Origin of the sequence: Streptomyces sp. DSM 40750 (assembly GCF_024612035.1) — a bacterium.
Lineage (GTDB): Bacteria > Actinomycetota > Actinomycetes > Streptomycetales > Streptomycetaceae > Streptomyces.
This window is the reverse complement of record NZ_CP102513.1, coordinates 2,131,269-2,153,344: the sequence shown is the minus strand read 5'-3', so window position 1 is coordinate 2,153,344 and position 22,076 is coordinate 2,131,269. Positions and strand designations below refer to the sequence as shown.

At 71.7% G+C, this 22,076-nt stretch carries 22 protein-coding genes and 1 pseudogene; 10 read left to right on the top strand and 13 right to left on the bottom strand.

From position 1 onward, the window contains the following. The first annotated feature begins 69 nt into the window (after positions 1 to 69). Positions 70 to 978, top strand: a complete 909-nt coding sequence (locus JIX55_RS09605) for a Gfo/Idh/MocA family protein (protein WP_257562882.1) — start codon at positions 70 to 72, stop codon at positions 976 to 978. On the opposite strand, the gene lnt is transcribed toward JIX55_RS09605, so the two are convergent. Together lnt and JIX55_RS09595 are read right to left on the bottom strand one after the other, a co-directional pair. Continuing rightward, positions 899 to 2,464: an apolipoprotein N-acyltransferase gene (gene lnt, locus JIX55_RS09600; RefSeq protein WP_257562881.1), complete on the bottom strand. Its 1,566-nt coding sequence runs from the start codon at positions 2,462 to 2,464 to the stop codon at positions 899 to 901. The genes JIX55_RS09605 and lnt overlap by 80 nt on opposite strands. A gap of 215 nt (positions 2,465 to 2,679) precedes the next feature. After that, positions 2,680 to 3,174 carry a nuclear transport factor 2 family protein gene (locus JIX55_RS09595; protein ID WP_257562880.1) on the bottom strand — a complete coding sequence of 165 codons (495 nt, stop codon included), beginning with the start codon at positions 3,172 to 3,174 and terminating at the stop codon, positions 2,680 to 2,682. Between the two features lie 181 nt (positions 3,175 to 3,355). Between JIX55_RS09595 and JIX55_RS09590 the strand changes: the two genes are divergently transcribed. Next, positions 3,356 to 3,949: a DUF4291 domain-containing protein gene (locus tag JIX55_RS09590; RefSeq protein ID WP_257562879.1), complete on the top strand. Its 594-nt coding sequence runs from the start codon at positions 3,356 to 3,358 to the stop codon at positions 3,947 to 3,949. Between the two features lie 37 nt (positions 3,950 to 3,986). On the opposite strand, the gene JIX55_RS09585 is transcribed toward JIX55_RS09590, so the two are convergent. Then, complete coding sequence (locus JIX55_RS09585; RefSeq protein WP_257562878.1) at positions 3,987 to 5,201, bottom strand: serine hydrolase domain-containing protein; 1,215 nt, start codon at positions 5,199 to 5,201, stop codon at positions 3,987 to 3,989. Positions 5,202 to 5,334: 133 nt separating this feature from the next. After that, complete coding sequence (locus tag JIX55_RS09580) at positions 5,335 to 6,294, bottom strand: expansin EXLX1 family cellulose-binding protein (protein WP_257569276.1); 960 nt, start codon at positions 6,292 to 6,294, stop codon at positions 5,335 to 5,337. Positions 6,295 to 6,527: 233 nt separating this feature from the next. Between JIX55_RS09580 and JIX55_RS09575 the strand changes: the two genes are divergently transcribed. Then, positions 6,528 to 7,268, top strand: coding sequence for an SDR family NAD(P)-dependent oxidoreductase (locus JIX55_RS09575; RefSeq protein ID WP_257562877.1), 741 nt, complete (start codon positions 6,528 to 6,530; stop codon positions 7,266 to 7,268). Positions 7,269 to 7,271: 3 nt separating this feature from the next. Here JIX55_RS09575 and JIX55_RS09570 read toward each other — a convergent pair whose 3' ends face one another. The 3 genes from JIX55_RS09570 to JIX55_RS09560 form a co-directional block, all read right to left on the bottom strand. Then, positions 7,272 to 7,862 (bottom strand): chloramphenicol phosphotransferase CPT family protein, encoded by a 591-nt coding sequence (locus JIX55_RS09570; protein WP_257562876.1) that lies wholly within the window; start codon positions 7,860 to 7,862, stop codon positions 7,272 to 7,274. Further along, positions 7,859 to 8,038: a hypothetical protein gene (locus JIX55_RS09565; protein ID WP_257562875.1), complete on the bottom strand. Its 180-nt coding sequence runs from the start codon at positions 8,036 to 8,038 to the stop codon at positions 7,859 to 7,861. Before JIX55_RS09565 ends, JIX55_RS09570 begins: the two co-directional genes overlap by 4 nt. Before the next feature lie 116 nt (positions 8,039 to 8,154). Beyond that, on the bottom strand, positions 8,155 to 9,030 hold the full coding sequence (locus JIX55_RS09560) for an undecaprenyl-diphosphate phosphatase (RefSeq protein WP_257547902.1): 876 nt from the start codon (positions 9,028 to 9,030) through the stop codon (positions 8,155 to 8,157). Between the two features lie 354 nt (positions 9,031 to 9,384). Between JIX55_RS09560 and JIX55_RS09555 the strand changes: the two genes are divergently transcribed. The 3 genes from JIX55_RS09555 to JIX55_RS09545 are packed head-to-tail and all read left to right on the top strand — an operon-like array spanning position 9,385 to position 12,250. Next, positions 9,385 to 10,602, top strand: a complete 1,218-nt coding sequence (locus JIX55_RS09555; RefSeq protein WP_257562874.1) for a Gfo/Idh/MocA family protein — start codon at positions 9,385 to 9,387, stop codon at positions 10,600 to 10,602. Then, a complete protein-coding gene (locus JIX55_RS09550; protein ID WP_257562873.1) occupies positions 10,599 to 11,540 on the top strand; it encodes a PmoA family protein in 942 nt (313 codons plus the stop codon). Before JIX55_RS09555 ends, JIX55_RS09550 begins: the two co-directional genes overlap by 4 nt. Further along, a complete protein-coding gene (locus JIX55_RS09545) occupies positions 11,534 to 12,250 on the top strand; it encodes a cupin domain-containing protein (RefSeq protein WP_257562872.1) in 717 nt (238 codons plus the stop codon). The genes JIX55_RS09550 and JIX55_RS09545 overlap by 7 nt, the downstream gene beginning before the upstream one ends. 6 nt (positions 12,251 to 12,256) lie before the next feature. On the opposite strand, the pseudogene JIX55_RS09540 reads toward JIX55_RS09545, so the two are convergent. The 3 genes and pseudogenes from JIX55_RS09540 to JIX55_RS09530 all read right to left on the bottom strand — a co-directional run. After that, a pseudogene (locus JIX55_RS09540) lies at positions 12,257 to 12,460 on the bottom strand (winged helix-turn-helix transcriptional regulator); the annotation flags it as partial. Positions 12,461 to 12,551: 91 nt separating this feature from the next. Continuing rightward, the gene (locus JIX55_RS09535) at positions 12,552 to 13,328 is read right to left on the bottom strand and encodes a TVP38/TMEM64 family protein (protein ID WP_257562871.1); all 777 of its coding nucleotides are present in this window, start codon (positions 13,326 to 13,328) and stop codon (positions 12,552 to 12,554) included. 56 nt (positions 13,329 to 13,384) lie between these two features. After that, positions 13,385 to 13,606 (bottom strand): hypothetical protein, encoded by a 222-nt coding sequence (locus JIX55_RS09530; protein WP_257569730.1) that lies wholly within the window; start codon positions 13,604 to 13,606, stop codon positions 13,385 to 13,387. 233 nt (positions 13,607 to 13,839) lie between these two features. Here JIX55_RS09530 and tuf point away from each other — a divergent pair, with 233 nt between their 5' ends. Together tuf and JIX55_RS09520 are read left to right on the top strand one after the other, a co-directional pair. Further along, positions 13,840 to 15,021, top strand: a complete 1,182-nt coding sequence (gene tuf, locus JIX55_RS09525; protein WP_257562870.1) for an elongation factor Tu — start codon at positions 13,840 to 13,842, stop codon at positions 15,019 to 15,021. 121 nt (positions 15,022 to 15,142) lie between these two features. Beyond that, positions 15,143 to 15,988, top strand: coding sequence for a spermidine synthase (locus JIX55_RS09520; protein WP_257562869.1), 846 nt, complete (start codon positions 15,143 to 15,145; stop codon positions 15,986 to 15,988). Here the strand turns inward: JIX55_RS09520 and JIX55_RS09515 are convergent. The 3 genes from JIX55_RS09515 to JIX55_RS09505 all read right to left on the bottom strand — a co-directional run bounded on the left by JIX55_RS09515 (position 15,950) and on the right by JIX55_RS09505 (position 19,525). Continuing rightward, on the bottom strand, positions 15,950 to 17,251 hold the full coding sequence (locus JIX55_RS09515; RefSeq protein ID WP_257562868.1) for an MFS transporter: 1,302 nt from the start codon (positions 17,249 to 17,251) through the stop codon (positions 15,950 to 15,952). The genes JIX55_RS09520 and JIX55_RS09515 overlap by 39 nt on opposite strands. Before the next feature lie 149 nt (positions 17,252 to 17,400). After that, a complete protein-coding gene (locus JIX55_RS09510; RefSeq protein ID WP_257562867.1) occupies positions 17,401 to 18,450 on the bottom strand; it encodes a hypothetical protein in 1,050 nt (349 codons plus the stop codon). Positions 18,451 to 18,574: 124 nt separating this feature from the next. Further along, the gene (locus JIX55_RS09505; RefSeq protein WP_257562866.1) at positions 18,575 to 19,525 is read right to left on the bottom strand and encodes a hypothetical protein; all 951 of its coding nucleotides are present in this window, start codon (positions 19,523 to 19,525) and stop codon (positions 18,575 to 18,577) included. An 86-nt stretch (positions 19,526 to 19,611) separates the two neighbouring features. On the opposite strand from JIX55_RS09505, the gene JIX55_RS09500 reads away from it, so the two are divergent. After that, positions 19,612 to 20,049 (top strand): DUF4442 domain-containing protein, encoded by a 438-nt coding sequence (locus JIX55_RS09500; RefSeq protein WP_257569275.1) that lies wholly within the window; start codon positions 19,612 to 19,614, stop codon positions 20,047 to 20,049. Between the two features lie 416 nt (positions 20,050 to 20,465). Next, positions 20,466 to 21,986, top strand: coding sequence for a carboxylesterase/lipase family protein (locus JIX55_RS09495; protein ID WP_257562865.1), 1,521 nt, complete (start codon positions 20,466 to 20,468; stop codon positions 21,984 to 21,986). Positions 21,987 to 22,076 lie beyond the last annotated feature (90 nt).

Here is a 22,076-nt window from a genome sequence, read left to right as displayed (position 1 = left end):
CGGCCATCCTCGCAGCCCCCGTATGCTGCCGACGAGGCATTTCGACGGCACCGTGGACGGGAGACCCCTGTGAAGGTCGGCTGCATCGGACTCGGCGACATCGCGCGGAAGGCGTATCTGCCGGTGCTCGGCACCCGAGCGGGGCTCGAACTCCATCTGCAGACGCGGACTCCCGCCACCCTCACCCGCGTCGCCGACAGCCTCCACCTCCCCCCGGGACAGCGGCACACCGACCTCGACGCGCTGCTCGCGCAGGACCTCGACGCGGCCTTCGTGCACGCGCCCACCGGGGCCCACCCCGAGATCGTCCAGCGGCTGCTGGAGGCGGACGTGCCGACGTACGTCGACAAGCCGCTCGCGTACCAACTCGCGGACTCCGAACGGCTCGTACGGCTCGCGGAGGAGCGGAACGTCGGCCTCGCCGTGGGCTTCAACCGGCGGTACGCGCCCGGATACGCGCAGTGCGCCGACCATCCGCGCGAGCTGATCCTCATGCAGAAGAACCGCATCGGCCTGCCCGAACTGCCGCGCACGATGATCCTCGACGACTTCATCCATGTCGTGGACACCCTGCGGTTCCTGGTGCCGGGGGAGATCGAGGACATGACCGTGCGCGCCCGGACCGAGGACGGGCTGCTGCACCACGTCGTGCTGCAGCTCTCCGGGGCCGGCTTCACCGCGCTCGGCGTCATGAACCGGCTCAGCGGCTCGGCGGAGGAGATCCTGGAGGTCTCCGGGCAGGACACCAAGCGGCAGGTCGTGAACCTCGCCGAGGTCGTCGACCACAAGGGGCAGCCGTCCATAAGGCGGCGCGGCGACTGGGTGCCGGTGGCCCGGCAGCGCGGCATCGAGCAGGCGGTGCTCGTCTTCCTCGACGCCGTGCGCGCGGGCAAGGTGCTCAGCGCGCGGGACGCGCTGGCGACCCATGAGCTGTGCGAGCGGGTGGTGCGGGCGGTGGAGGACCGGTCCGCCGCCTGAGCCGCACGGCCCGTACGCCCTCGAAGGCACCGCATACGACCAGCACCAGCAGCGCCGCGTGCACCGGCCAGTCGCCGAAGCGGACGTACGGCGTCGTACCGCCCGCCAGCGGCACCTCGTACACCGCCGTCGTGCTCTCGTCCGTGCTGAGCCGGGAGCCGACGCGCTCGCCGTCCGGGCCGTACACCGCCGAGACGCCGGTGAGCGTCGCGTGGGCCATCGGGCGGCCGGTCTCGGCGGCCCGCAGCGCGGCCAGCGAGGCGTGCTGCTCGGGCGCCCAGCTCTGTTGGAACGTCGAGGTCGCCGACTGCGCGAGCAGCAACTCGGCACCGTCCTCGACGAGATGACGGCTCATGTCCGGGAACGCGGACTCGAAGCAGACCATCGGGCCGATCCGCAGTCCCTTCCCGGAGTCGAACACGACCTGCGCGGTGCCCTGCCTGCGGTCCTCGCCGGCCGCCTCACCGACCGAGGTGGCCCAGCCGAGCAGCGAACGCGCGGGGATGTACTCGCCGAAGGGGACCAGACGCATCTTGTCGTAGCGGTCACCGGTCGGGCCGTCGGGGCCGACGAGCACGGAACTCTTGTAGATGCCGGGACGGTCGGAGCGGCGGGCGTCGACGTTCACCAGGATGTTCGTGTCCGTCTCGCGGGCCAGCGCGGCGATACGGTCGGCGAGGTCGGTCCGGTCGGCCAGGTCGTAGCCGACGCTGCTCTCGCCCCAGACGATCAGGTCCAGGTCCTGCCCCGCGAGCCGGCGGGTGAGCGCCTCCTCGCGGGCGAACCGGTTGTCGGGACCGTCGGTCACACCGGGCTGTACGACGGCGATCCGCACCTCGCCCCGGACGTCGGGTCGCGGCGACCACAGCCACACCGCCGAGGTCGCGATGGCCGCCGCGACGACACCGGCGAGCGCCGGCGCCCGGGACCGGCGTACCGAGACCAGCACGGTGACCGCCACATTGACGGCCACCACCAGGAAGCCGATCAGCCAGACACCGCCGACCGAGGCCAGCCGCAGCGCGGGCTCCACCTGCCACTGGCTGGACCCCAGCAGCCCCCATGGGCCGCCGAGCCCCTGCCAGGAGCGCACGAGTTCGATGGCCAGCCAGCCCGACGGCACGACCAGCAGGGCGGCGGCGATCCGCCCGGACGAGGGCGTGCCGGCCAGGAACCGGCGCACCAGCCAGGCCCAGGGCGCCCACAGCGCGCCCAGCAGGCCGGCGATGACGAAGGTGAACACATGCAGGTTCGGCAGCAGCCAGTGGTGCATGGCCAGCATGAAGCCGAAACCGCCGAGCCAGCCGTCGTACGCCGCCCGGCGGCCGGTCGGAGCCCTGCGGATCAGCAGTATCCAGGGCACCAGCGCCCCGTACGCGAACCACCACAGGCCCGGCGCCGGGAACGCGAGCACAGGCAGACCGCCGGCCATGACGACGGCCACCCGCCGCCGCCATGGGGAGGCGAGCCAGTCCGACGTCCTCATTCAGCGCCTCCCTCCCCGGCTGTGCGTGTTTCCAGTGTGCGCGCCGTAAGCGATCTCCGACAGGGGGTGTCACAGGCGCGGGGTGGTGCGCGGGCCGGTGGTCGGCAGCCCGGCGGGGAGGGCGGTGGGGCCGGGGCGCTCAGGCTCGGCAAGCGGCGCTCCGGCCCGGGAAGCGGCGGTCGGGCCGGGAGCGGTGGTCGGGCCGGGCGGCGTGCTCAGGCCGGGGAGGGATGCTGGTCGGGGGTGAGACCCTCCGGGGCGCGGCGCCATTTTTCCTGGACGACGACCTCGCGGAGGCGCCAGCCGTCGGGTGTGCGGATCAGGGCGAAGGCGTAGCGGCCGCCGCAGACGAGGTCGGGGGCGGTGGATCCGCCGTCGTGTCCGGCGAAGCGCATCGGGTTGATGTAGTCCGCCTGGACCTGGGCGGTGTCACCGGTGTCCTGCTCGAGGTAGCCGAACCGCACCCGCCGGTTGACGATCAGATGCTGCCGCATCGGGAAGAGCTCCATGCTCCGCGCCAGCCACCCGGCGACCTGCACGGCGTCCCCCTCGATGCCCCCTGCCGAGCGGTAGTCCGCGCGGCCGTCCGGTGCGAACAGTTCCCGGTAAGCCGTCCAGTCGCCGTCGTCCACCGCCACCGCGTACTCGGTGATCAGGCCGTCGACGGCGAGTCGGTCCATCACGGTCGCGAGCTCTACGCGCTGCGTCATCGGCTCAGTGTTGGGGCAGAGGACGCGCCACGCCAAGGGGCGTGCAGGCAGATGGGGGATATTTCAGGGATCACCGGGACCGGCCGCCCGGTCGTGGGCGTGACGGCCGTCGATATTCGGTGGCCTCGGAGTGCGGCGGTGATCGAACCTGGTCTTCGTGACTGAAAGTGAACGTCAACCAGTGACGGAACCCAAGTTCCGTGTCCGTGCCCGCCATACCGCCGACACGGTGACCGTCTACCAGGCGTACCGCCCGGAGATCGGCGGCCCGGCCGCGCGCGGCGGGAGGTTCCCGGCCGCGTGGAAGCGGGACCGGATGACCTGGATCAAGCCGTCCTTCCTGTGGATGATGTACCGCTGCGGCTGGGGCCTGAAGGAGGGCCAGGAGACGGTGCTGGCCGTCGAGATCGGCCGCGACGGCTTCGAGTGGGCCCTGCGCAACTCCTGCCTCTCGCACTACGTACCGGAGTTGCACGAGAGCCAGACCGCCTGGCAGCGGGAGCTGCGGCGATCGCCCGCTCGGGTGCAGTGGGACCCCGAGCGCGACCTGCGGCTGAACCCGCTGCCGTACCGCTCGTTGCAGTTGGGCCTGGCGGGTGAGGCGGCCGCTCGGTACGCGGACGAGTGGATCGTCGGCATCGAGGACGTGACGCCGCTCGCCACGGAGGTCCACCGCCTCGTACGGGCGGGTGACCTGGACGCGGCGGCCGGGCTGCTGCCCGAGGAGCGGCCGTATCCCGTCGCGGACGAACTGCTGGCCCATCTGCGCCGCTGACACCTGACCTCGGACGCGGTCAGGCGCAGCCACCCGGTCAGCCTCTGTCTCGGCGGAGCAGCGTGCAGACCGCGTTCTCCTCGATCGCGCGGAGCTTCTCCACGAGCTCCGGATTGTTCGTCCTGTTCACCTGGGTGGTGAGCGAGAAGGTGAGGGACTTCCGGCCGTCGGGTGTCGCGGCGATCAGCTGCGTGTAGCCGGGGAAGTTCCCGGTGTGCCCCAACACCACCCCGCAGCGGGTGCTGTAGTGGAAGATGCCGAGTCCCGCCGTGTTGCGGCCGGGGCCGGCCGGTTCGGACGCCCCCTCGATCCAGCGGCGCTGCTCGCGCAGAACCTCCTCCGACGTCAGCTTTCCGGCGGCGTAGGCGCGAATGAACCGCGTCATGTCATGCGGAGTGGAGACGATCCCGCCCGAGGCCCACACACCGGACGCGCTGAGCACTTCGCTGACGTCCTCCGGCGGCTCGGGCGGCTCGACGGCGTACCCGTGCATGTACGGCTCCGGCATCTCGTAGCCCAGGGGGAGGCTGGTGTCGTGCAGACCGAGCGGCTGGTAGACGATCCGGCTCAGCAACTCCTCGTACGGCCTGTGGGTCGCCGCCTCCGCCATCAGCGCGACGGCGATGTTGTCGGAGTTGGAGTACTGGTACTGGGAGCCCGGACGGAAGCGGAGCGGCTCGTCCGCCACGAAGTCCAGCAGCCGGCGCGGGTCGAACGTGCGGCGCGGATCCGCGAGCAGCAGTTCCAGGAACTCCGGGTCCTCGGAGTAGTCGGGCAGCCCGCTGGTGTGGTTCAGCAACTGCCGGAGGGTGACCGACCGCCATGCGCGCGGCAGCTGGGGCAGCGTGCGGCCGATGGTGCTGTCGAGGTCGAGCGCACCCCGCTGCACCAGACGCAGCGCCACGGCACCGGTGAACGCCTTCGCCGTACTGGCGATCCGCATGTGGTCGGTGGTCTCGATCGGCCGACCGCTCTCCAGATCGGCGACACCAGCCCGTACGACATGCTGCGTGTCCCCCCGTTGCAGTACGACGATCACACCCGGCGGCCCTCCGGGGGTGCTGACCAGCTCTTCGAGCTGCCGTCGCAGGGCCCCCTCGCTCCCGCCGTCGGAAGCGGCACCCGCCGCCGGAGCGGTGAGCAGGCCGCCGAGGCAGGAGGCGCCGAGCAGGGCGACGAGGGACAGACGGAGGCGGGAGCGAGGACGGGTACGGGTACGCGTGTGCGGGCGGGAAGAGGGCGTGGGCGGCATGAGGGTCCCGGGAAGTCGGCGGGGCAGGTCACCCTCAGCATTGGCCGGGACCACGGTCACGCGCTCGCGCGCTTGCTCTATCCGGCCGATCGGCGTCGCGAGCCGCGTCCGGTGGGGACAGCGGGTGGCACGGTCAGCGCGCGGCGAACTGCACCTTGGTCGGCTGTACGGCGTCCGGCCGCACCGTGATCCCGTCGACGGTCAGCTGCTCTCCGTAGATGTCGGTGATCCTCAGCGCGCCACCGCACCCGCCGCCCTGCTCGGAGAGGAAGTAGTTGTATTCGGTACGGGGCAACCGGGTCCAGCTGCCGCCCTCGCGGACCTCCAGCCGGGCGACCGGATTGCGGTGGCCGATCACCTGGATGCCGCACCAGTACTGGCTGGAGCCGGTCTTGTACCGGATCGAGAGGGGGTCGGACGTGCCGGGGCTCAGCAGGCTCCAGGTGATCGGTATCTGACCGCGCGAAGGAGCGGCGAGCTTGGCGAAGGCCTGGGCGCTGAGGTCGAGTTGCCCGGGCCTGCAGGGTGACGGGCACTCGTTGGTGATCCGGACCGTGACGGAGGCGCCGCCCGCACGGACACGCACATACGCTCCGCAGGCCTGGGAGACCTCGTAGTCGGTCGTGTTCATCGCCGCGGTCATGACGTCGCCGGTCGGGCCGAACGAGCAGGCGCCGTCGCCGTTTCCGGCGTCGTAGAAGGTGGCGACTCCTTCGTAGTCGACCCCGGGGCGGATCCGGCCCGCCAGCGACGCCGAGGCGGATCCCGCCTGCCGGGTGGTCTCGGGTGTCGGTCGCGCCGACCCGGTGGTCGCGGCCGGCGCCGGGGTGGTCTTGGTGGCCGACGCGCTCGGGGACTTCGGTGGCTTCGTGGAGGGTTTGCGCTCCGGTGTCCTGGACGGCTCGGCCGACGGGGTGGTGGCCGCGGCGGGGGTGGCGCCGGCCTTCCCGGCAGCCGCGGTGCCGGTCTCGCGGTCGGGGCTGAACGCCATGACGAGGGACGCGGCGAGCCCGACGGCCGCCACGGCGGCGACGGAGACGAGGATGGTGCGCCGCTTGGGGTGACGGGAGGAGCGGTGGGAACGGGGTGCCACGGTGAAGTCCTTTGCGTCCTTGCGTGGTTCGGGCGAGCGCGTGCGTGGGTGCATGTGTGGTTCGTGTGGGGCTCGGGTGAAAGGAGCTTCCCACTCCTCAGTTGTCGCCGGGTCCGGAATGGTTGCCCTCGAACGACAAGATGGCGGCCCGCTGTGATCGTAGGATGATCGATCGCCGAGCTCGTCGGTCGCCGTACGCCGCTCGCGATACGGCCGTAGTCAGGGAGGTTGGGATGTCACGTCCGGTCACGGTGGTCACGGGCGGCAGCCGGGGGATCGGTGCCGCGACCTGCCTGCGGCTCGCGGCGGACGGGCACGACGTGGTCGTCGGGTATGTGAACGACGGGGCGGCCGCCGAGTGGATCGCGACGGGGGTGCGGGCGAACGGGGCGCGCTGTGTCACGGTCAAGGCGGACACCTCGGTGGAGGCCGATGTGGACCGGCTGTTCGAGACGGCGGCGGAGCGGCTCGGGCCGGTGACGGGGCTGGTCAACAACGCCGGGGTGACAGGCCCGTTCGGGAGACTGGCCGACACCGACACGGAGGTCCTGCGCCGGGTGGTGGAGGTCAACCTCCTCGGTGTGCTGCTGTGTTCGCGCCGGGCGGCCACGGTGATGGCGGCCTGGGGAAGCGGGGTCATCGTGAACGTGTCCTCGGCGGCGGCCACGCTGGGCAGTCCCGGCGAGTACGTCCACTACGCGGCGACCAAGGCCGCGGTCGACGCGCTCACGACGGGGCTCGCCAAGGAACTCGGTCCGGACGGCATCCGTGTCAACGCGGTAGCCCCCGGGGTGATCGACACCGAGATCCACGCGCGGATGGGCGACCCGGAACGCCCCGAGCGCATCGCCGCCTCCGTCCCCCTCCGCCGCCCCGGCCGCGCCGACGAGATCGCGTCGGCCATCGCCTGGCTCATGTCTCCGGAGGCCTCGTACACCACGGGGGCGGTGCTGCGGGTGTCCGGCGGTCGGTGAACGTCAGCCGCGCCGCTTGTCGAGCAGTCGCTGGAAGGCGGTCGGTGTGGGCCGGTCGGTCAGGAACTCCTTGATACGCGAGGCGCACCGGAGCGGGTCCGCCCGGCTTGTGTCGCACTCGATGTCGTAGAGCCCGTGTGCGTGCACCTGCTCCAACTGTCGCGCGGCCAGCCCCGGCGGCCGGTCGCCCCGCTCCCGCTCGCGTCGTTCGAGCTCGGCGCGGGAGCAGCGCACGCCGACGAACACGACGTCGTCCGGCACGAAGAGGTCGAGACAGTCCCGCAGTCGCCATTCCTGGCTCAGGACGTGGTCCATGACGACGTTGTTGCCCGCGGCGGCCATGCCGGCGATCGCGCGGTGATAGCCCCGCCAGGTGTTGTGCAGCACGGTGGCGAGCCGTTCGGCCGGCATCTCCTGGCGTGTGCGCATGGCGTGGAACGCGTCGACCGGAATGTGGAAGTACGGCTCGTCGAGGACCCGCAGCAACTCCACCGCGATGCTCGACTTGCCCGAACTGGACGTGCCGTTCAGGAAGATGACCAGTCCGCCGGGGGTGCGGTCCCGTTCGTCGGCGCTCCGCCCCGCTGGGCTCACGCGGCCTCGACGACGTCTCCGCGCATCGCCGCGGCCCACTCCACGACCAACAGCTCGTACTCCGCCCGCTCCTGCGCCGAGAGCGACCCGCCCGCACGCCGCCACAGCGCTCGGATCTGGTTGTTCAAGTCGGCGGCAGACCGCACGGAACCACGGGTGATGGCATCGGGGGACATGCGGACAAGAGTAGGCGCCCGGACTGACAGCGCGCTACTGGTCGGCTACGGATGCCGTATGTGGTTGGTCACGGAAGGGAGTTGGGGAGGAAGGGGCCGTTCCGGCCGAGGCCCGCTCAGCCCGCCGACTCGCCCGCGTGCGGGCTCAGTACGCCCATCGACACCAGGATGACGAGGAGGATGCCGAGGGCGATGCGGTAATAGACGAAGGGCATGAAGCTCTTGGTTGAAATGAATTTCATGAACCATGCGATGACTGCATAGCCGACGAAGAAGGCGATGACCGTGGCGAAGATCGTCGGGCCCCAGGAGACATGGCCGCCCTCCATCGCGTCCTTGAGTTCGTAGCCGCCCGAGGCGATCACGGCCGGGATGGCGAGGAGGAAGGAGTAGCGGGCCGCGGCCTCGCGCTTGTAGCCCATGAGGAGGCCGCCGCTGATGGTGGCGCCGGAGCGGGAGACACCGGGGATGAGGGCCATGGCCTGGCAGAGGCCGAAGATGAGGCCGTCCTTGATGCTGAGCTGTTCGAGGCTCTTGCGCTCCTTGATGGCGCGGTGCTTCCCGCCGGTCTCGTCGCGGGCGGCCAGGCGGTCCGCGATGCCCAGGACGATACCCATGACGATCAGCGTGGTCGCGGTGATGCGCAGGTCGCGGAACGGGCCCTCGATCTGGTCCTTGAGGGTTACGCCGAGGACACCGATCGGGATGGAACCGACGATCACCAGCCAGCCCATCTGGGCGTCGTGGTCGCCGCGCATCTCCTTGTTGAACAGGGAGCGCGACCACGCCGAGATGATGTTGGCGATGTCCTTGCGGAAGTAGATCAGCACGGCGGCCTCGGTGCCGATCTGCGTGATCGCGGTGAAGGCCGCGCCCGGGTCCTCCCAGCCGGAGAAGGCCGCCGTCAGGCGCAGATGCGCGCTGGAGGAGATGGGGAGGAATTCGGTCAGCCCCTGGACGAGTCCGAGGATGAGGGATTCAAACCAAGACATGAAGTTACGTGGTCCAAGCGCTGATCGTGGAGGGCCGACGGAAGACGTGCCGCGCCGCGGGGCGGGTGATCACAGTGCTGGAGGCAGCCTAGCGCCCCCTGGGGACAGGGCTGTCACAGGGGTTTCGCAGGGCCGGGCGGGGGCGGAGGAGGGGAGGTGCGGGGGCGGCCGGGCCGGGCGTCGCGAGGCGTGGAACGGCCGGATCCGTGGTGTTGACCGGTCACTATGTCCGCACATACGTTGCTGACGAGGGAAAGCGCTTGCCGTTGTGAGGGTCGCCGTTCCGCCGGAGCCCCCGCCACCAGGCGTTGGCCAACGTCCGACGTCACGTTCGATGGAGTGCTGATCACGTCCATGCCCACACCCAGCAACGACCCGAGCCCGACTCCGGACCACCGACCGAGCCGTCCCCCGGCCCCCCTGGCCGGCCGCCGCGTCCGCGCCGCGATCATCGGTATCGGCGCCATCGGCGGCGGCTCGCATCTGCCCGCGCTCGCGCGGCTCGCCGAGGAGGGCGAGACCGAGATCGTCGCCGCGGTCGACATCGATGCCGACGCGGTGGCGAAGTTCTGCGCCGAGCACGGCATCCCGCACGGCTACACCGATCTGGACCGGATGCTGGCGGAGCAGCGGCCCGATCTGGTCAGCGTCTGCACCCCGCCGACCCTGCACCGCGACCAGAGTGTCGCCGCGCTGCGGGCCGGTGCCTGGGTGTGGTGCGAGAAGCCCCCGGTGCCCACGCTCGCCGACTACGACGCCGTCGAGGCGGAGGAGGGCAGGGAGACCGGGGGGCCGTACGCCTCGATCGTCTTCCAGCACCGCTTCGGCTCGGGTTCGCGGCATGTACGGAAGCTGATCGCCGAGCAGAGCCTCGGGCGCCCGCTCGTGGCGCACTGCCAGACCACCTGGTACCGCGACACCGCCTACTACGCCGTGCCCTGGCGCGGCCGCTGGCAGACCGAGGGCGGCGGGCCCGCCATGGGCCACGGCATCCACCAGATGGACCTGCTGCTCGATCTGCTCGGCCCGTGGAGCGAGGTCCGGGCGATGGCCGGGCGGCTGGTCCACGACGTGGAGACCGAGGACGTCTCGACCGCCCTCGTGCGCTTCGAGAGCGGCGCCCTGGCCACCGTCGTCAACAGCGTCCTCAGCCCCGACGAGGTCAGCCGCATCCGCATCGACTGCGAGCGCGCCACCGTCGAACTGACCCATCTGTACGGCCACTCCAACGCCAACTGGTCCCTCACCCCCGCCCCGGGCACCCCGGACGCGGACGCGGCGGCCTGGCGGGACTTCGGCGAGGACGTGCCCAGCTCGCACCTGGCCCAGCTGCGTGAGCTCGTGGCGAGCATGCGCGCGGGCGAGCGGCCGCGCAGCAGCGGCGCCGACGGGCGGACGAGCCTTGAGCTGATCGCCGCCCTGTACAAGTCGGCGTTCACGGACACGACCGTACGGCGTGGGGAGATCGGCCCTGGGGACCCGTACTACACGGCCATGCACGGAGGCGCCCCCGGCTGGGCGCCCGAACCCGCTCAGGTGTCCGCCGACGCGACCGAGGAGATCACCGCATGACCTTCCACGACGGGCTGCGCGTCGTCCACGCCCACGGCGACCGGATCACGGTCACCGAACCCACCACCGGTGTCGAGCTGCTGAGCTACGTCTACCGGCCGGAGGCGGCCTGGGAGGCCCCGAAGCCCTATCTGCACCCGATCCGGACGCTGGCCGGGGACGTCGTCACCGACTTCCGGCCCAACGACCACCGCTGGCACAAGGGCCTGCAGCTGACGGCCTCGCACCTGTCGGGCCAGAACCTGTGGGGCGGCAACTCGTATGTGCACGGCGAGGGCTACCTGCCGATCCCGGAGCGGGTCGGCTCCATGGCGCACGCCGGCTTCGACGTCGTCGAGTCGGACGGCGAGCGGGTCGTGATCGCCGAGCGGCTGACCTGGCACCCGTACACCGGGGAGCTGTGGGCCGACGAGGAGCGCCGCATCGAGGTCCATGACATCGACACCGACACGGAGTCCGGCTCCTGGGCGCTGACCTGGACGAGCGCCATCACCAACCGCCGGGACGAACCGCTGCTGTTCGGCAGTCCCACCACCGCCGGACGGGAGATGGCCGGCTACACGGGCCTGTTCTGGCGCGGGCCGCGCGCCTTCCGGGACGGGCGGATCATCGGGCCCGACTCCGAGGGACCCGAGCTGATGGGCGAGCAGGCGCCCTGGCTGGCCTACTCGGGCGAGCACGACGGCACCGACGGACACGCCACGCTCCTCTTCGCACACGCGCCCGAGAACGACCACACGGGAGCTCAGGGCGCCCACCCCGCCCACTGGTTCGTCCGCAACGAGCCGTTCGCCGCCGTCGCCCCCTCCTGGGCCTTCTTCCAGGAGTTGGAGCTGGCACCCGGCGACACGCTCACCCGCCGCTACCGGGTCGTCGTGGCGAACGGCGCCTGGGAGCGCGAGGAGATCGCCAAGTACCTGGAGGCGCACCCGTGGTGAGCGCGTACGAGGGGCTGCCGGGCGGCGTCGCCGTCTCACACCTGTCCGTCTACGACTGGCCCGCCGCGGACGGGGTCTGCGGCGGAACTCCCCATATGCATCTGACCTGTTCGGAGGCGTACGTCGTCACCGGCGGGCGCGGCGCGGTGCAGACGCTGACGACCTCCGGGTACGAGGTCACCCCGCTGGCGCCCGGGACGGTCGCCTGGTTCACGCCCGGCACCATCCACCGGCTGGTCAACGAGGACGACCTGCGCATCACCGTCCTCATGCAGAACAACGGGCTCCCGGAGGCGGGCGACGCCGTCCTCACGCTGCCCCCGGAGTACCTGACCGACCCGGAGACGTACGCCGCCGCCACCCGCATCCCGGTGGACGCGCCGGAGGCGGAGCAGGAGCGCGTGGCCCTGGCCCGGCGGGACCTCGCCCTGGAGGGCTACCGGGCGCTGCGCGACGCGTCCGGCCCCGAGCCGCTCGCGGCTTTCCACCGGGCCGCCGCCGCACTCGTGCGGCCCCGGCTCGCGGAGTGGCGCGCACGCTGGGAGTGGGGCGCGCGGGCCGCTGCCGCCGCCACGGGGGAGCAGCTGGACCGGCTGGAGCAGGGGGACCCGTCCCACCTCTCCGACGCCGTCGTCCGGGCCGAACAGCCCGCCGCGTACGGCAAGTTCGGGATGTGCGGGCGGCTGAACGTCTACAAGGGGACCGGGTAGCGGCGGTTACGCGCCCGTCGGGCCCGTCACCGACCAGCCGGGGGACCGCGGGTGCGCCATGAGGTCCTCGTGGCGCACCTCGCCGCCGCAGGCCGTGCAGGTGACCGTCGGGACCAGTTCGTGGCCGCAGATGTGCTCGATCACCATCCGGCGGTCGTCGTCCTTCCGGAGATGGCGGTCGCCCCATGCCATGAGCGTCATCAGGACCGGCAAGCCGAACGGCGCCCTCGCCCAGGTCCATGGGACACCATCGCCCTCAGCGGCACGGCTGCCCGCAGCCGAGTAGACGGCCGCCGCCCGGTCAGCGCGCTCGCAAGTGGTGGCGTTTGCGCCAGGCCAGCGCCGCGCCGACCAGGGCCGGGATCGCGATGCATGCCATGGCGATCAGGAAGGCCGGGGAGGTCGGGGTCGAGGCGCGGGCGCCGGCTACCGCGTATGCGGCGGTGTTCGGGATCGAGCCGAGTGCGGTGGCGAGGAGGAAGGGGAGATAGCCCATGCGGGAGACGGACGCGCAGTAGTTCGCCGCCCAGAACGGCACTCCGGGGAACAACCGGGCCGCCAGCATCGAGCGGAAGCCGTGGCGGCTGAGCTGGCCGTCCGCGGACTTCAGCCAGCGGTGGCGGAGGAGGGGGCGCAGGGCGTCCTGCCCGAGGATCCGGCCCAGGCCGAAGGCGATGCCGGCCCCGAGGACCGTGCCCGCGAGCGCCGAGGCCAGGCCCAGCTGGGAGCCGAAGAGGGCGCCCGCCGCGAGGTTGAGGATCGGCCGGGGCACGAAGGCGACCGTGCACAGCCCGTACGCCACCGCGAACACCACGGCCGCCGCGGCGCCGCCCAGTTGGGGCGGCCAGCCGTCCGCCAGCAGCCGCTGCGGCTCGAACAGCAGCACCGTCACCAAGGCGCCCACGAGCAGCGCCACGAGCAGCGAGAACCGAGCCCACGGCGAGAGCAGCGCTCTGCCCCAGCGGGCGGCACGCCCCAGCGGCACAGCTGGTACGGGTGCGGCGACGGCGAGCTCCGTGGTGGTGGCCCGGGGAAGGACCGTGGCGGTGCCCCCAGAGCGGGTGGTGGCATCGAGCATTCGACGACGGTAACCGACCCATGTATGGGTATGCCGTACAGAACGTCTCACGGGGGTCACAACAAGCGGAACAACGGGCTCGCGAGCACCATGTGCCGGTCGCCCCGAGGAGCATCGCGCACGGTGCTGCCTGCGCCTTCCGGAACACGGACACGGCCGCGGCACCGTTCATTCCGTGCGTCGTCCTGTGAAGCATCTCTCTTCGGCTTCACCTCCGACCTCGTCCGTACCGAAAACCATTCGACGCGGGCCGAGACGTCGACGATGATCGACGTCATGTTCCGGCACACCTTCGTTCTCGCCGCATCCGCGACTGTCGCGGATGCCCCGAAGGCTGCCCTTCTGATCGTCGTGGCCGCCGCAGACGGCGCCCGAAGCTGACCCTTCCCGGACATTCCGGCGGACCCCGTAGGGGGAGGGTCGGCAGGACCTCGGGGTCCCCGTCCCGGCCGCGCCCGTAGTCGCGCCGGGGCCTCACTCAGTACCGCTGAAGAGACTTCGAGGTACCGCCATGTCCAAGACGGCCTACGTCCGCACGAAACCGCATCTCAACATCGGCACCATGGGCCATGTCGACCACGGCAAGACCACCCTGACCGCCGCCATCACCAAGGTCCTCGCCGAGCGCGGGGCGGGCACGTTCGTGCCGTTCGACCGCATCGACCGCGCGCCGGAGGAGGCCGCGCGCGGCATCACCATCAACATCGCGCACGTCGAGTACGAGACCGACACCCGGCACTACGCGCACGTCGACATGCCCGGCCACGCCGACTACGTCAAGAACATGGTCACCGGGGCGGCGCAGCTCGACGGGGCGATCCTCGTCGTCTCCGCGCTCGACGGGATCATGCCGCAGACCGCCGAGCACGTACTGCTCGCCCGGCAGGTGGGCGTGAACCATGTGGTCGTCGCGCTGAACAAGGCCGACGCCGTCGACGACGGCGAGGACACCGTGTTGATCGACCTCGTCGAGCTGGAGGTCCGTGAGCTGCTCACCGCGCACGGCTACGGCGGCGACTCCGTACCCGTCGTACGGGTCTCCGGCCTCAAGGCGCTCGAAGGGGACCCGCGGTGGACGGCGTCGATCGACGCGCTGCTGGACGCGGTGGACACGTACGTCCCGATGCCCGAGCGGTATCTGGACGCGCCGTTCCTGCTCTCCGTGGAGAGCGTCCTCACGATCACCGGGCGGGGGACCGTCGTCACGGGGGCCGTGGAGCGGGGCACGATCCATGTGGGCGACCGGGTCGAAGTGCTCGGTGCCGAGGTGGAGACCGTCGTCACCGGTCTGGAGACCTTCGGCAAGCCCATGGGCGAGGCGCAGGCGGGGGACAACGTGGCGCTGCTGCTGCGCGGGGTGCCCAGGGACTCCGTCCGGCGCGGGCATGTCGTCGCGGCGCCCGGCAGTGTCGTGCCGAGGCGGCACTTCACCGCGCAGGTGTATGTGCTGTCGGCGCGCGAGGGCGGGCGTACGACTCCGGTGTCGACCGGGTACCGGCCGCAGTTCTACATCCGTACGGCGGATGTGGTCGGGGACGTCGACCTCGGGGAGCTCGCCGTCGCGCGGCCGGGGGACCGGGTCACGATGAGTGTGGAGTTGGGCCGTGAGGTTCCGTTGGAGCCGGGGCTCGGGTTCGCGATTCGTGAGGGCGGTCGGACCGTGGGGGCGGGGACCGTGACGGCCGTTCAGTAGGCGGGTCGAGGTGTGTAGGGGCTGCGGGCCGGTTCTTGGCTGGTCGCGCAGTTCCCCGCGCCCCTCTCAGGGGCGCCGCGGTGGCCCTCCGACCAAGGGCGAGCCCGGCACAATGGGTGCCGTGAACGAAGCCATACCCGTCTCCCGTGCCATCGATCACGGCACCGCCAAGCTCATGCCCGACGTCGACCGGGACCGGGCCTGGCTGCTGACCGTCGACGGGGCGCCGCAGTCGTACGTCGATCTGGACGCGCCCACGCATCTGGAGTTCGAGTACGCGCGGCGGCTCGGGCATGTACTGGACACGGTGGCGGAGGCCGGGCGGGCGCTCGACGTGCTGCATCTCGGCGGGGGCGCGCTCACTCTGCCCCGGTATGTGGCCGCCATGCGGCCGGGGTCCCGGCAGGACGTCGTCGAGTACGACCGGGGGCTGCTGGACATGGTCGCCGAGCATCTGCCGCTGCCCGGCGACGCGGGGATCGCGCTGCACGGGGCGGACGCTCGGGAATGGCTCGAAGCGGCCCCCGCGGACTCCGCCGACGTGGTCGTCGGGGATGTGTTCGGCGGCTCGCGGGTGCCGGCGCATCTGACGACCGTGGCGTACGCGCGGGCCGTCGAGCGGGTGCTGCGCCCGGACGGGGCGTATCTCGCGAACCTGGCCGATGCCGCGCCGTTCGCGTTCCTCCGGTCCCAACTGGCCACCTTGGCCACGGTGTTCGAGGAGCTGCTGCTGATCGCCGAGCCGGGGGTGCTGCGCGGCCGACGGTTCGGAAACGCCGTGTTGGTCGCCGCCCATCAGCCGCTCGACGTCGCCGTCCTGGCCCGGCGGACCGCCGCCGACGCCTTCCCGGCGCGGGTCGAACACGGCCCGGCGCTGCGCGACTTCATCGGCGGCGCCGTCCCCGTGAGCGAGGAGGACGCCGTGCCGTCACCCGAGCCGCCCGACGGAGCCTTCGGTATCGGCTGAGCCGGGCTCGGCATCGGGCTTGGCCAGGACCACCGGCGTGACGTGCCGGGTCAGGTTCCGTACGTCCCGTACGCACAGGACCGCCGCCGTGGCCGCCACGCACAGCGCCGCGCAGCCCCACAGGGCCGCCGTACGCCCGAAGGCGCCCTCGGCCGGGCCCGCCAGCGCGGTGGCCAGCGGCACCATCGCCACCGAGCCGAACCAGTCGTACGCCGCGACGCGGGACAGTTTCTCCTCGGGGATCTCCTGGTGCAGCGCGGTCATCCAGGAGACACCGAACACCTCGATCGACAGACCGCCGACGAACATCGCGAGGCACAGCGCGGCGATCGGCACCGGCACGGCGAGCGCGGCGGACGGCAGGGCGAACGGGAAGACGCAGAGGACGCCCACGAGGAGGAGGCGGCGCGGTTTCCAGCGGGTCATGAGCAGCGCTCCGACGGCGTTGCCGGCCCCGTACAGGCCGAGCGCCAGGCCCCAGGGACCGGCTCCGCCGAGGCTCTCGCGGGCGACCTGGGGGCCGTAGACCGCGTCGGCGGCGACGATGACCGCGTTGACGAGGGAGAACTGCACGACGATCGCCCACAGCCAGGTGCGGCCGGTGAACTCCCGCCAGCCGTCCCGGAGATCGGCGAGCATGCCGCCGCCCGGTTCGCGCTCCGGTATGTGGCTCACATCGAGGAAGGCGCGCAGGGCGCCGGCGACCGCGAACGCGACGGCGTCCACCGCGAGCACCCAGCCGGGTCCGATCACCGCGACCATGGCGCCGCCGAGGGCCGCGCCGCTCATGGTCGCGCCCTGCGACGCGAAGCGGAACAGCGCGAAGGCGCGGCCCGCCTGCTCGGCGGTGACGGAGGAGAGCAGCATGCCCTCGGCCGCCGGGTTGAAGAACGCCTGCCCGGTGCCGCCGAGCGCGGAGAGCAGCATCATCTGCCACAGATGCGCGTCGCCGGTGAGCACGAGCACCGCGAAGGCGGCCTGGGAGAGGCAGTTGAGAGTGTTCGCCGCGACCATCACGTGGTGCCGGGGCAGCCGGTCCGCGACCGCGCCGCCGATCAGCAGGAACAGCACCAGCGGCAGAGTCCGCGCCGCCGCGACCAGACCGACGTCCCCGCCGTCGCCGCCCGCCTCCAGGACCGCGAACGCGGCCGCGATCAGGGCGCCGTGGCTGCCCAGGTTGGTGACGACCGCGGCCGCCGTCAGCAGGGTGTAGTTGCGGCCGGCCCAGGCGGGGCGGCGACGGAAGGCGGCGGGAGTCGTCACCCGCCGACTATCGCCGCCCCGGCCGCTCCTGCCAAACCGTTTCCTCAGGGCATACGACCAGATCGGGCCAGTGGGAAACGGCTTCCGAACACCGGGCTCGGGGCGACAGACGTCGCCCCCGCCGAGCCGCCGCGCCACCCGGTGTCGGCTCAGCCGCCCGTCGGGTCGCCGTACAGCCGTACCGTGCTGAGGATCTTCTGCACCGTCGCGTCCGGAACCTCGTCCTTCACGTCCTTGGCGCCGTGGAACGTCCAGGAGACGAAGTCACCGGCCGAGTTCTTGAAGGCGAACGTGGTCGCCTTGCCGTCCCTGTCGCACTTGCCCTTCTTGGCGACGCCGGTGGAGGACGTGGTCGCGACGCTGCCCTCGACGCCCGAGGTCGTGGTGTACGGCTTGGACTTGCCGATGGTCATCTTCTTCTTGGAGGCGTCCTTCTGGTCGGTGTAACCGCCGAAGACCCACCATGCCGAGTCGTTGCGGGCGATGCCGTCCAAGTCCTTGGCGCCCTGCTGGCCCTTGGTGCCCACGGCGGCAAGGGAGGTCGACTCCTCGTTGCCGTCCTTGTCGTCGTCGGAGGTGCACCAGTTCTCCTTGAGGATGGCGGGTGCCGACATGCCGATGAGGACCGACCCGTCGCCCTTCTCGTCGTCCTCGAAGCCGATGAAGGTGTCGGGCGACTGGACGGCCCACTCGGCGGGCACGTCGAAGGCCGTACCCCACTTGGGGTTGACGACGACCTTCCAGCCCTCGATGGTCGGCTTCGCCCCGGCGTCCTCGCCGCGCGGGTTGTCCGCGGTGCTCTCGGACACGGTCGGCGACGGCGAGACCGACGGCGCGGACTGGGTCTCCGACTTGCCCTTGTCCCCGTCGTCGCCGAGGACCAGGAAGCCCGTCACACCGGCCGCCACGACGACGGCCGTGGCCGCGATGATCGCGATCAGTGTCGTCCGGTTGCCGCCGCCTCCGCCCGGCGGCACCGGCGGGCCCGCGGGGGCCTGCCCGCCCCACTGCGGTTGCTGCCCGTACTGGGACTGCTGGCCCGTCGACTGATATCCGGGCTGCTGGTAAGGGTTGGGTTGCTGGTACCCCGGCTGTTGGTATCCCGACTGCCCCGACTGGTCGTACCCCGGCTGCTGGTACGGGTTCGGCTGCTGCGGTTGGTGCTCGCCCCCGGGCGGCTGCTGCTGTCCTGGCCACATGGCTCGTAACCATAGAGGCGACGGGGGGCGGGGTGCCACGGGAGTCCACGAAGGGGCTTTGCACTTGGGACGAACGGCTCCAAAACGCCCGCGACCGACGACTTTTGACGCGCCGTCCCGGAGGTCAGGACGAGGTCGGATCCTCGTAGAGGCGTACGGTCCCCAGGATCTTCCGCACCGTCGCGTCCGGGACCTCCTCGGACACCCCGGTCGGACCGACGAACGACCAGGCCACGAAGTCGCCCTCGGCGTTCTTGAACGCGAACGTCGTCGACTTGCCGTCCGTCCGGCACTTCCCCGTCTTCTCCACTCCGGCCGACCGGGCGGTCCCCAGGCTGCCGGCGATCCCGGAGTTCGTCGTGTACGACTCGACCTTCGCCGACTCGACCAGTGACTTGTCGGGCTGGGTGTAGGCGCCGTAGACCCAGGTCCTGGAGTCCGCGCGGGCGATCTCCTCGGTGCTTCTGGCGTTCCGGTCGCCCCTGGAGCCGGCGGCGGCCAGCCACCAGTGGTCCAGGTGTCCGTTCTGGTCGTCGTCGGCGCTGCACCACTCCTCCTTGAGGAAGGCGGGAGCCCGCATGCCGATGAGGACGTTCTCCTCGGTGTCGTCGTCCTCGGCGACGTACGAGACCCACCCGGGTTCCTTGAGCGCCCACTCGGCCGGGACGTCGAAGGCGACGCCGATGTCGGGGTTCACCACGGTCTTCCAGCCCGCGATCGTCGGCTCCGTGCCGTCCCCGGACCGGGGGTTGGTCTCACTCGCCCGGGGAGAGGCCGACTCGGTCGGCGTGGCCTGCGAGCCGCCATCGCCTCCGCCCAGCAGCAGGAAGCCGGCCACCCCGGTCGCGACCACCACGGCCGTCGCCGCGACGACCGCGACCAGCGTCGTACGCCTACTGCCGCCTCCGCCTCCGCCGCCCGGCTGTGGCGTGGGCCCGCCGGTTCCGGCCGTCGACGTGCTCCAGGGCACCTGCTGCTGGTGCGGCGCGCTGGGCCGCTGGTAGGGGTTCGCCTGGTGCTGGTGGGGCGGTGGGGGCTGCTGGTAGGGGTTGGGCTGCTGCTCTCCTGGCCACATGGGCGAACACGATACGACGATCACCTGGCGCGCCTGGTCAGGACTGGCTACTCGTGGGTAACATCCCGGTCATGAGCGCAGACCAGATGTCGATCGGCGAGATGCTCGCCGCCACGGTGCCGATGGCCAGGACCCTGAACCTGGAGTTCTTGGAGGCCACGCCGGAGAAGGCCGTGGTGGCGCTGCCGGACCAGGGCGAGTTCCACAACCATGTCGGCGGGCCGCACGCCGGAGCGATGTTCACGCTGGGTGAGTCGGCGAGCGGGGCGATCGTGCTCGCCGCGTTCGGGGACCAGCTCTCCCGCGCCGTGCCGCTCGCGGTCAGCGCGGAGATCGCGTACAGGAAGCTCGCGATGGGTCCCGTCACGGCCACCGCCACGCTCGGCCGCCCCGCCGTCGAGGTCGTCGCCGAACTCGACGCCGGACAGCGCCCCGAGTTCCCCGTCGCCATCGCCATCCAACGTGCCGACGGCGCTGTGACCGGCGAGATGACCGTCGTCTGGACCTTGCGCCCCAACGCCTGACCTTGGGCGCCCTCGGGCCTTGCCCCGGGCGCCCGAAAGCCTGACCCCAAGCGTCCACCGGCCTGATTCCTGGCGCCCCCGGTCTCACCCGAGCGTTCCCCGGTCTCACCCAGCGCTCCCCGGCCTGGCCCGACGTCCTCCGGCCGGATCCCTGGCACCCCGGCCGGCCCGGGTGTTCCCAGCCCTTCCCAGCCTTCCCCGAGCGCCCCCAGTCCTCGTCGCCCTGCTGTTCCCCAACAGGGCGGCGGGGGTTTCCTGTTCACTCCATTGACACGAGTCACCCCTGGCCCTAGTTTCCCCGCCGACACGCGCACCCGTGGTTCCCCACGACGGCCTGCACGAAGGAGTGACGGCTCATGTCAGAAACCGTGTCCCGGCGTTGCGGCGCCATCCGTCCAAGGCGCCTGGGCTTAGCGGTGGTCGCCCTCGCCGCCGCCCTGCTGGCCCCCGCACCCGCGCAGGCCGCCGGCCCCCAGCCGACCCTCGTCCGTACCGACGCCGGCTGGGTCCGCGGCGAAACCACCGCCGAGGGACGGCAGTTCCTCGGCATCCCCTACGCCCAGCCGCCCGTCGGAGACCTCCGCTGGACCGAACCCCGGCCCGTCCGGCCCTGGCAAGGGGTTCGTGAGGCAGGTGAGTTCGGCGACAGATGTGTACAGACGGCCAGTTGGGACCCCGGTTACGAGCAGCCGAGCCACACCGAGGACTGCCTGGACCTCAACGTCTACGCCCCGCAGGGCACCGCACGCCGGCCGGTCATGGTCTGGTTGCACGGCGGCGGGCTCACCGCGGGCGCCGGCGAGGACGTCGTGCCGGACGCCTTCGCCCGCCGTACCGGCACCGTCGTCGTGACCGTCAACTACCGCCTCGGCGCGATGGGTTTCCTCGCCACGGCCGACCTCGACGCCGAGACGCGCGACGGTGTCTCCGGCAACTTCGGGATGCTCGACCAGCAGGCCGCCCTCCGCTGGATACGGGCCAACATCGGCCGCTTCGGCGGCGATCCGGGCCGCGTCACCATCGCGGGCGAGTCCGCGGGCGGCCGCTCGGTCTGCACCCAGATGGCCTCGCCGACCGCGAAGGGCCTCTTCCACGCCGGGATCGTGCAGAGCGGGGCCTACAGCGACTGCGCGGGCCGTACCCATGAGGCCGCGGTGGCCCAGGGCAAGACGTTCCTCGCCAAGCTGGACTGCGCGGACGTGGCATGCCTGCGCGGCAAGCCGGCCGAGGAGATCCTCGCCGCCCAGGCCGGACTGAACTGGGGCCCCGTCGTCGGCGGCGACTTCCTTCCCGTACAGCCGTCGGAGGCGTACGCCGAGGGCGCGGCGGCCGGGGTGCCCGTCCTCAACGGCGCCAACCAGGACGAGGGCCGCCTGTTCGCCTTCGCCCGCTTCGACGGGGCCGGGGTCCCGCTCACGGCCGAGCAGTACCCGGACGTCATGCGGACCGACTACGGCGACCGCGCCCTCGACCGCTACCCGCTGTCCGCGTACGCCTCGCCGACCCTCGCCTACGCCACCGCCCAGGGCGACCAGCGCTTCGCCTGCCCCGCGCTGCGCCTGAACCGGACTCTCGCCGGGCGTGGACCGGTGTACGCGTACGAGTTCGCCGACCGCACCTCGCCGCCCTTCGCCTCGCTCCGCAACCTGGACACCGACTTCGACTTCGGCGCGACCCATGTCAACGAGGTGCAGTACCTCTTCCGGCACTTCGGCCTGGAGACCCCGCTGAACGCCGAGCAGCGCGCGCTGTCCCGCCGGATGACCGAGTACTGGGGTTCCTTCATCCGCGACGGGGTGCCACGGGCCGCTGGCCGGCCCGCGATACCGGCCGGGGGAGAGAAGATCCTCACTTTCCGGACCGCCGCAGAGGGCGGCAACGTACTGAGCACGACCGTGCACGGTGAGCATCGGTGTGATCTGTGGGACAACCTGTAGCACTCCGTCGACGTCAGACCAAGCGGGTAGGCTGCCCCGGCGTGCGCTCCGTCGTGAGCGCACGCCGGGGGCCCTAGATCCGCTACACGG

What these genes read in the sequence shown, in the direction of transcription:
- JIX55_RS09500 (WP_257569275.1), top strand. Translation starts at nt 19,612, where the DNA reads ATGTCGATCGGCGAGATGCTCGCCGCCACGGTGCCGATGGCCAGGACC.
- JIX55_RS09555 (WP_257562874.1), top strand. Translation starts at nt 9,385, where the DNA reads ATGCCCACACCCAGCAACGACCCGAGCCCGACTCCGGACCACCGACCG.
- JIX55_RS09575 (WP_257562877.1), top strand. Translation starts at nt 6,528, where the DNA reads ATGTCACGTCCGGTCACGGTGGTCACGGGCGGCAGCCGGGGGATCGGT.
- JIX55_RS09505 (WP_257562866.1), bottom strand. Translation starts at nt 19,525, where the DNA reads ATGTGGCCAGGAGAGCAGCAGCCCAACCCCTACCAGCAGCCCCCACCG.
- JIX55_RS09585 (WP_257562878.1), bottom strand. Translation starts at nt 5,201, where the DNA reads ATGCCGCCCACGCCCTCTTCCCGCCCGCACACGCGTACCCGTACCCGT.
- JIX55_RS09560 (WP_257547902.1), bottom strand. Translation starts at nt 9,030, where the DNA reads ATGTCTTGGTTTGAATCCCTCATCCTCGGACTCGTCCAGGGGCTGACC.
- JIX55_RS09550 (WP_257562873.1), top strand. Translation starts at nt 10,599, where the DNA reads ATGACCTTCCACGACGGGCTGCGCGTCGTCCACGCCCACGGCGACCGG.
- tuf (WP_257562870.1), top strand. Translation starts at nt 13,840, where the DNA reads ATGTCCAAGACGGCCTACGTCCGCACGAAACCGCATCTCAACATCGGC.
- JIX55_RS09535 (WP_257562871.1), bottom strand. Translation starts at nt 13,328, where the DNA reads ATGCTCGATGCCACCACCCGCTCTGGGGGCACCGCCACGGTCCTTCCC.
- JIX55_RS09595 (WP_257562880.1), bottom strand. Translation starts at nt 3,174, where the DNA reads ATGACGCAGCGCGTAGAGCTCGCGACCGTGATGGACCGACTCGCCGTC.
- JIX55_RS09510 (WP_257562867.1), bottom strand. Translation starts at nt 18,450, where the DNA reads ATGTGGCCAGGACAGCAGCAGCCGCCCGGGGGCGAGCACCAACCGCAG.
- JIX55_RS09565 (WP_257562875.1), bottom strand. Translation starts at nt 8,038, where the DNA reads ATGTCCCCCGATGCCATCACCCGTGGTTCCGTGCGGTCTGCCGCCGAC.
- lnt (WP_257562881.1), bottom strand. Translation starts at nt 2,464, where the DNA reads ATGAGGACGTCGGACTGGCTCGCCTCCCCATGGCGGCGGCGGGTGGCC.
- JIX55_RS09530 (WP_257569730.1), bottom strand. Translation starts at nt 13,606, where the DNA reads ATGACGTCGATCATCGTCGACGTCTCGGCCCGCGTCGAATGGTTTTCG.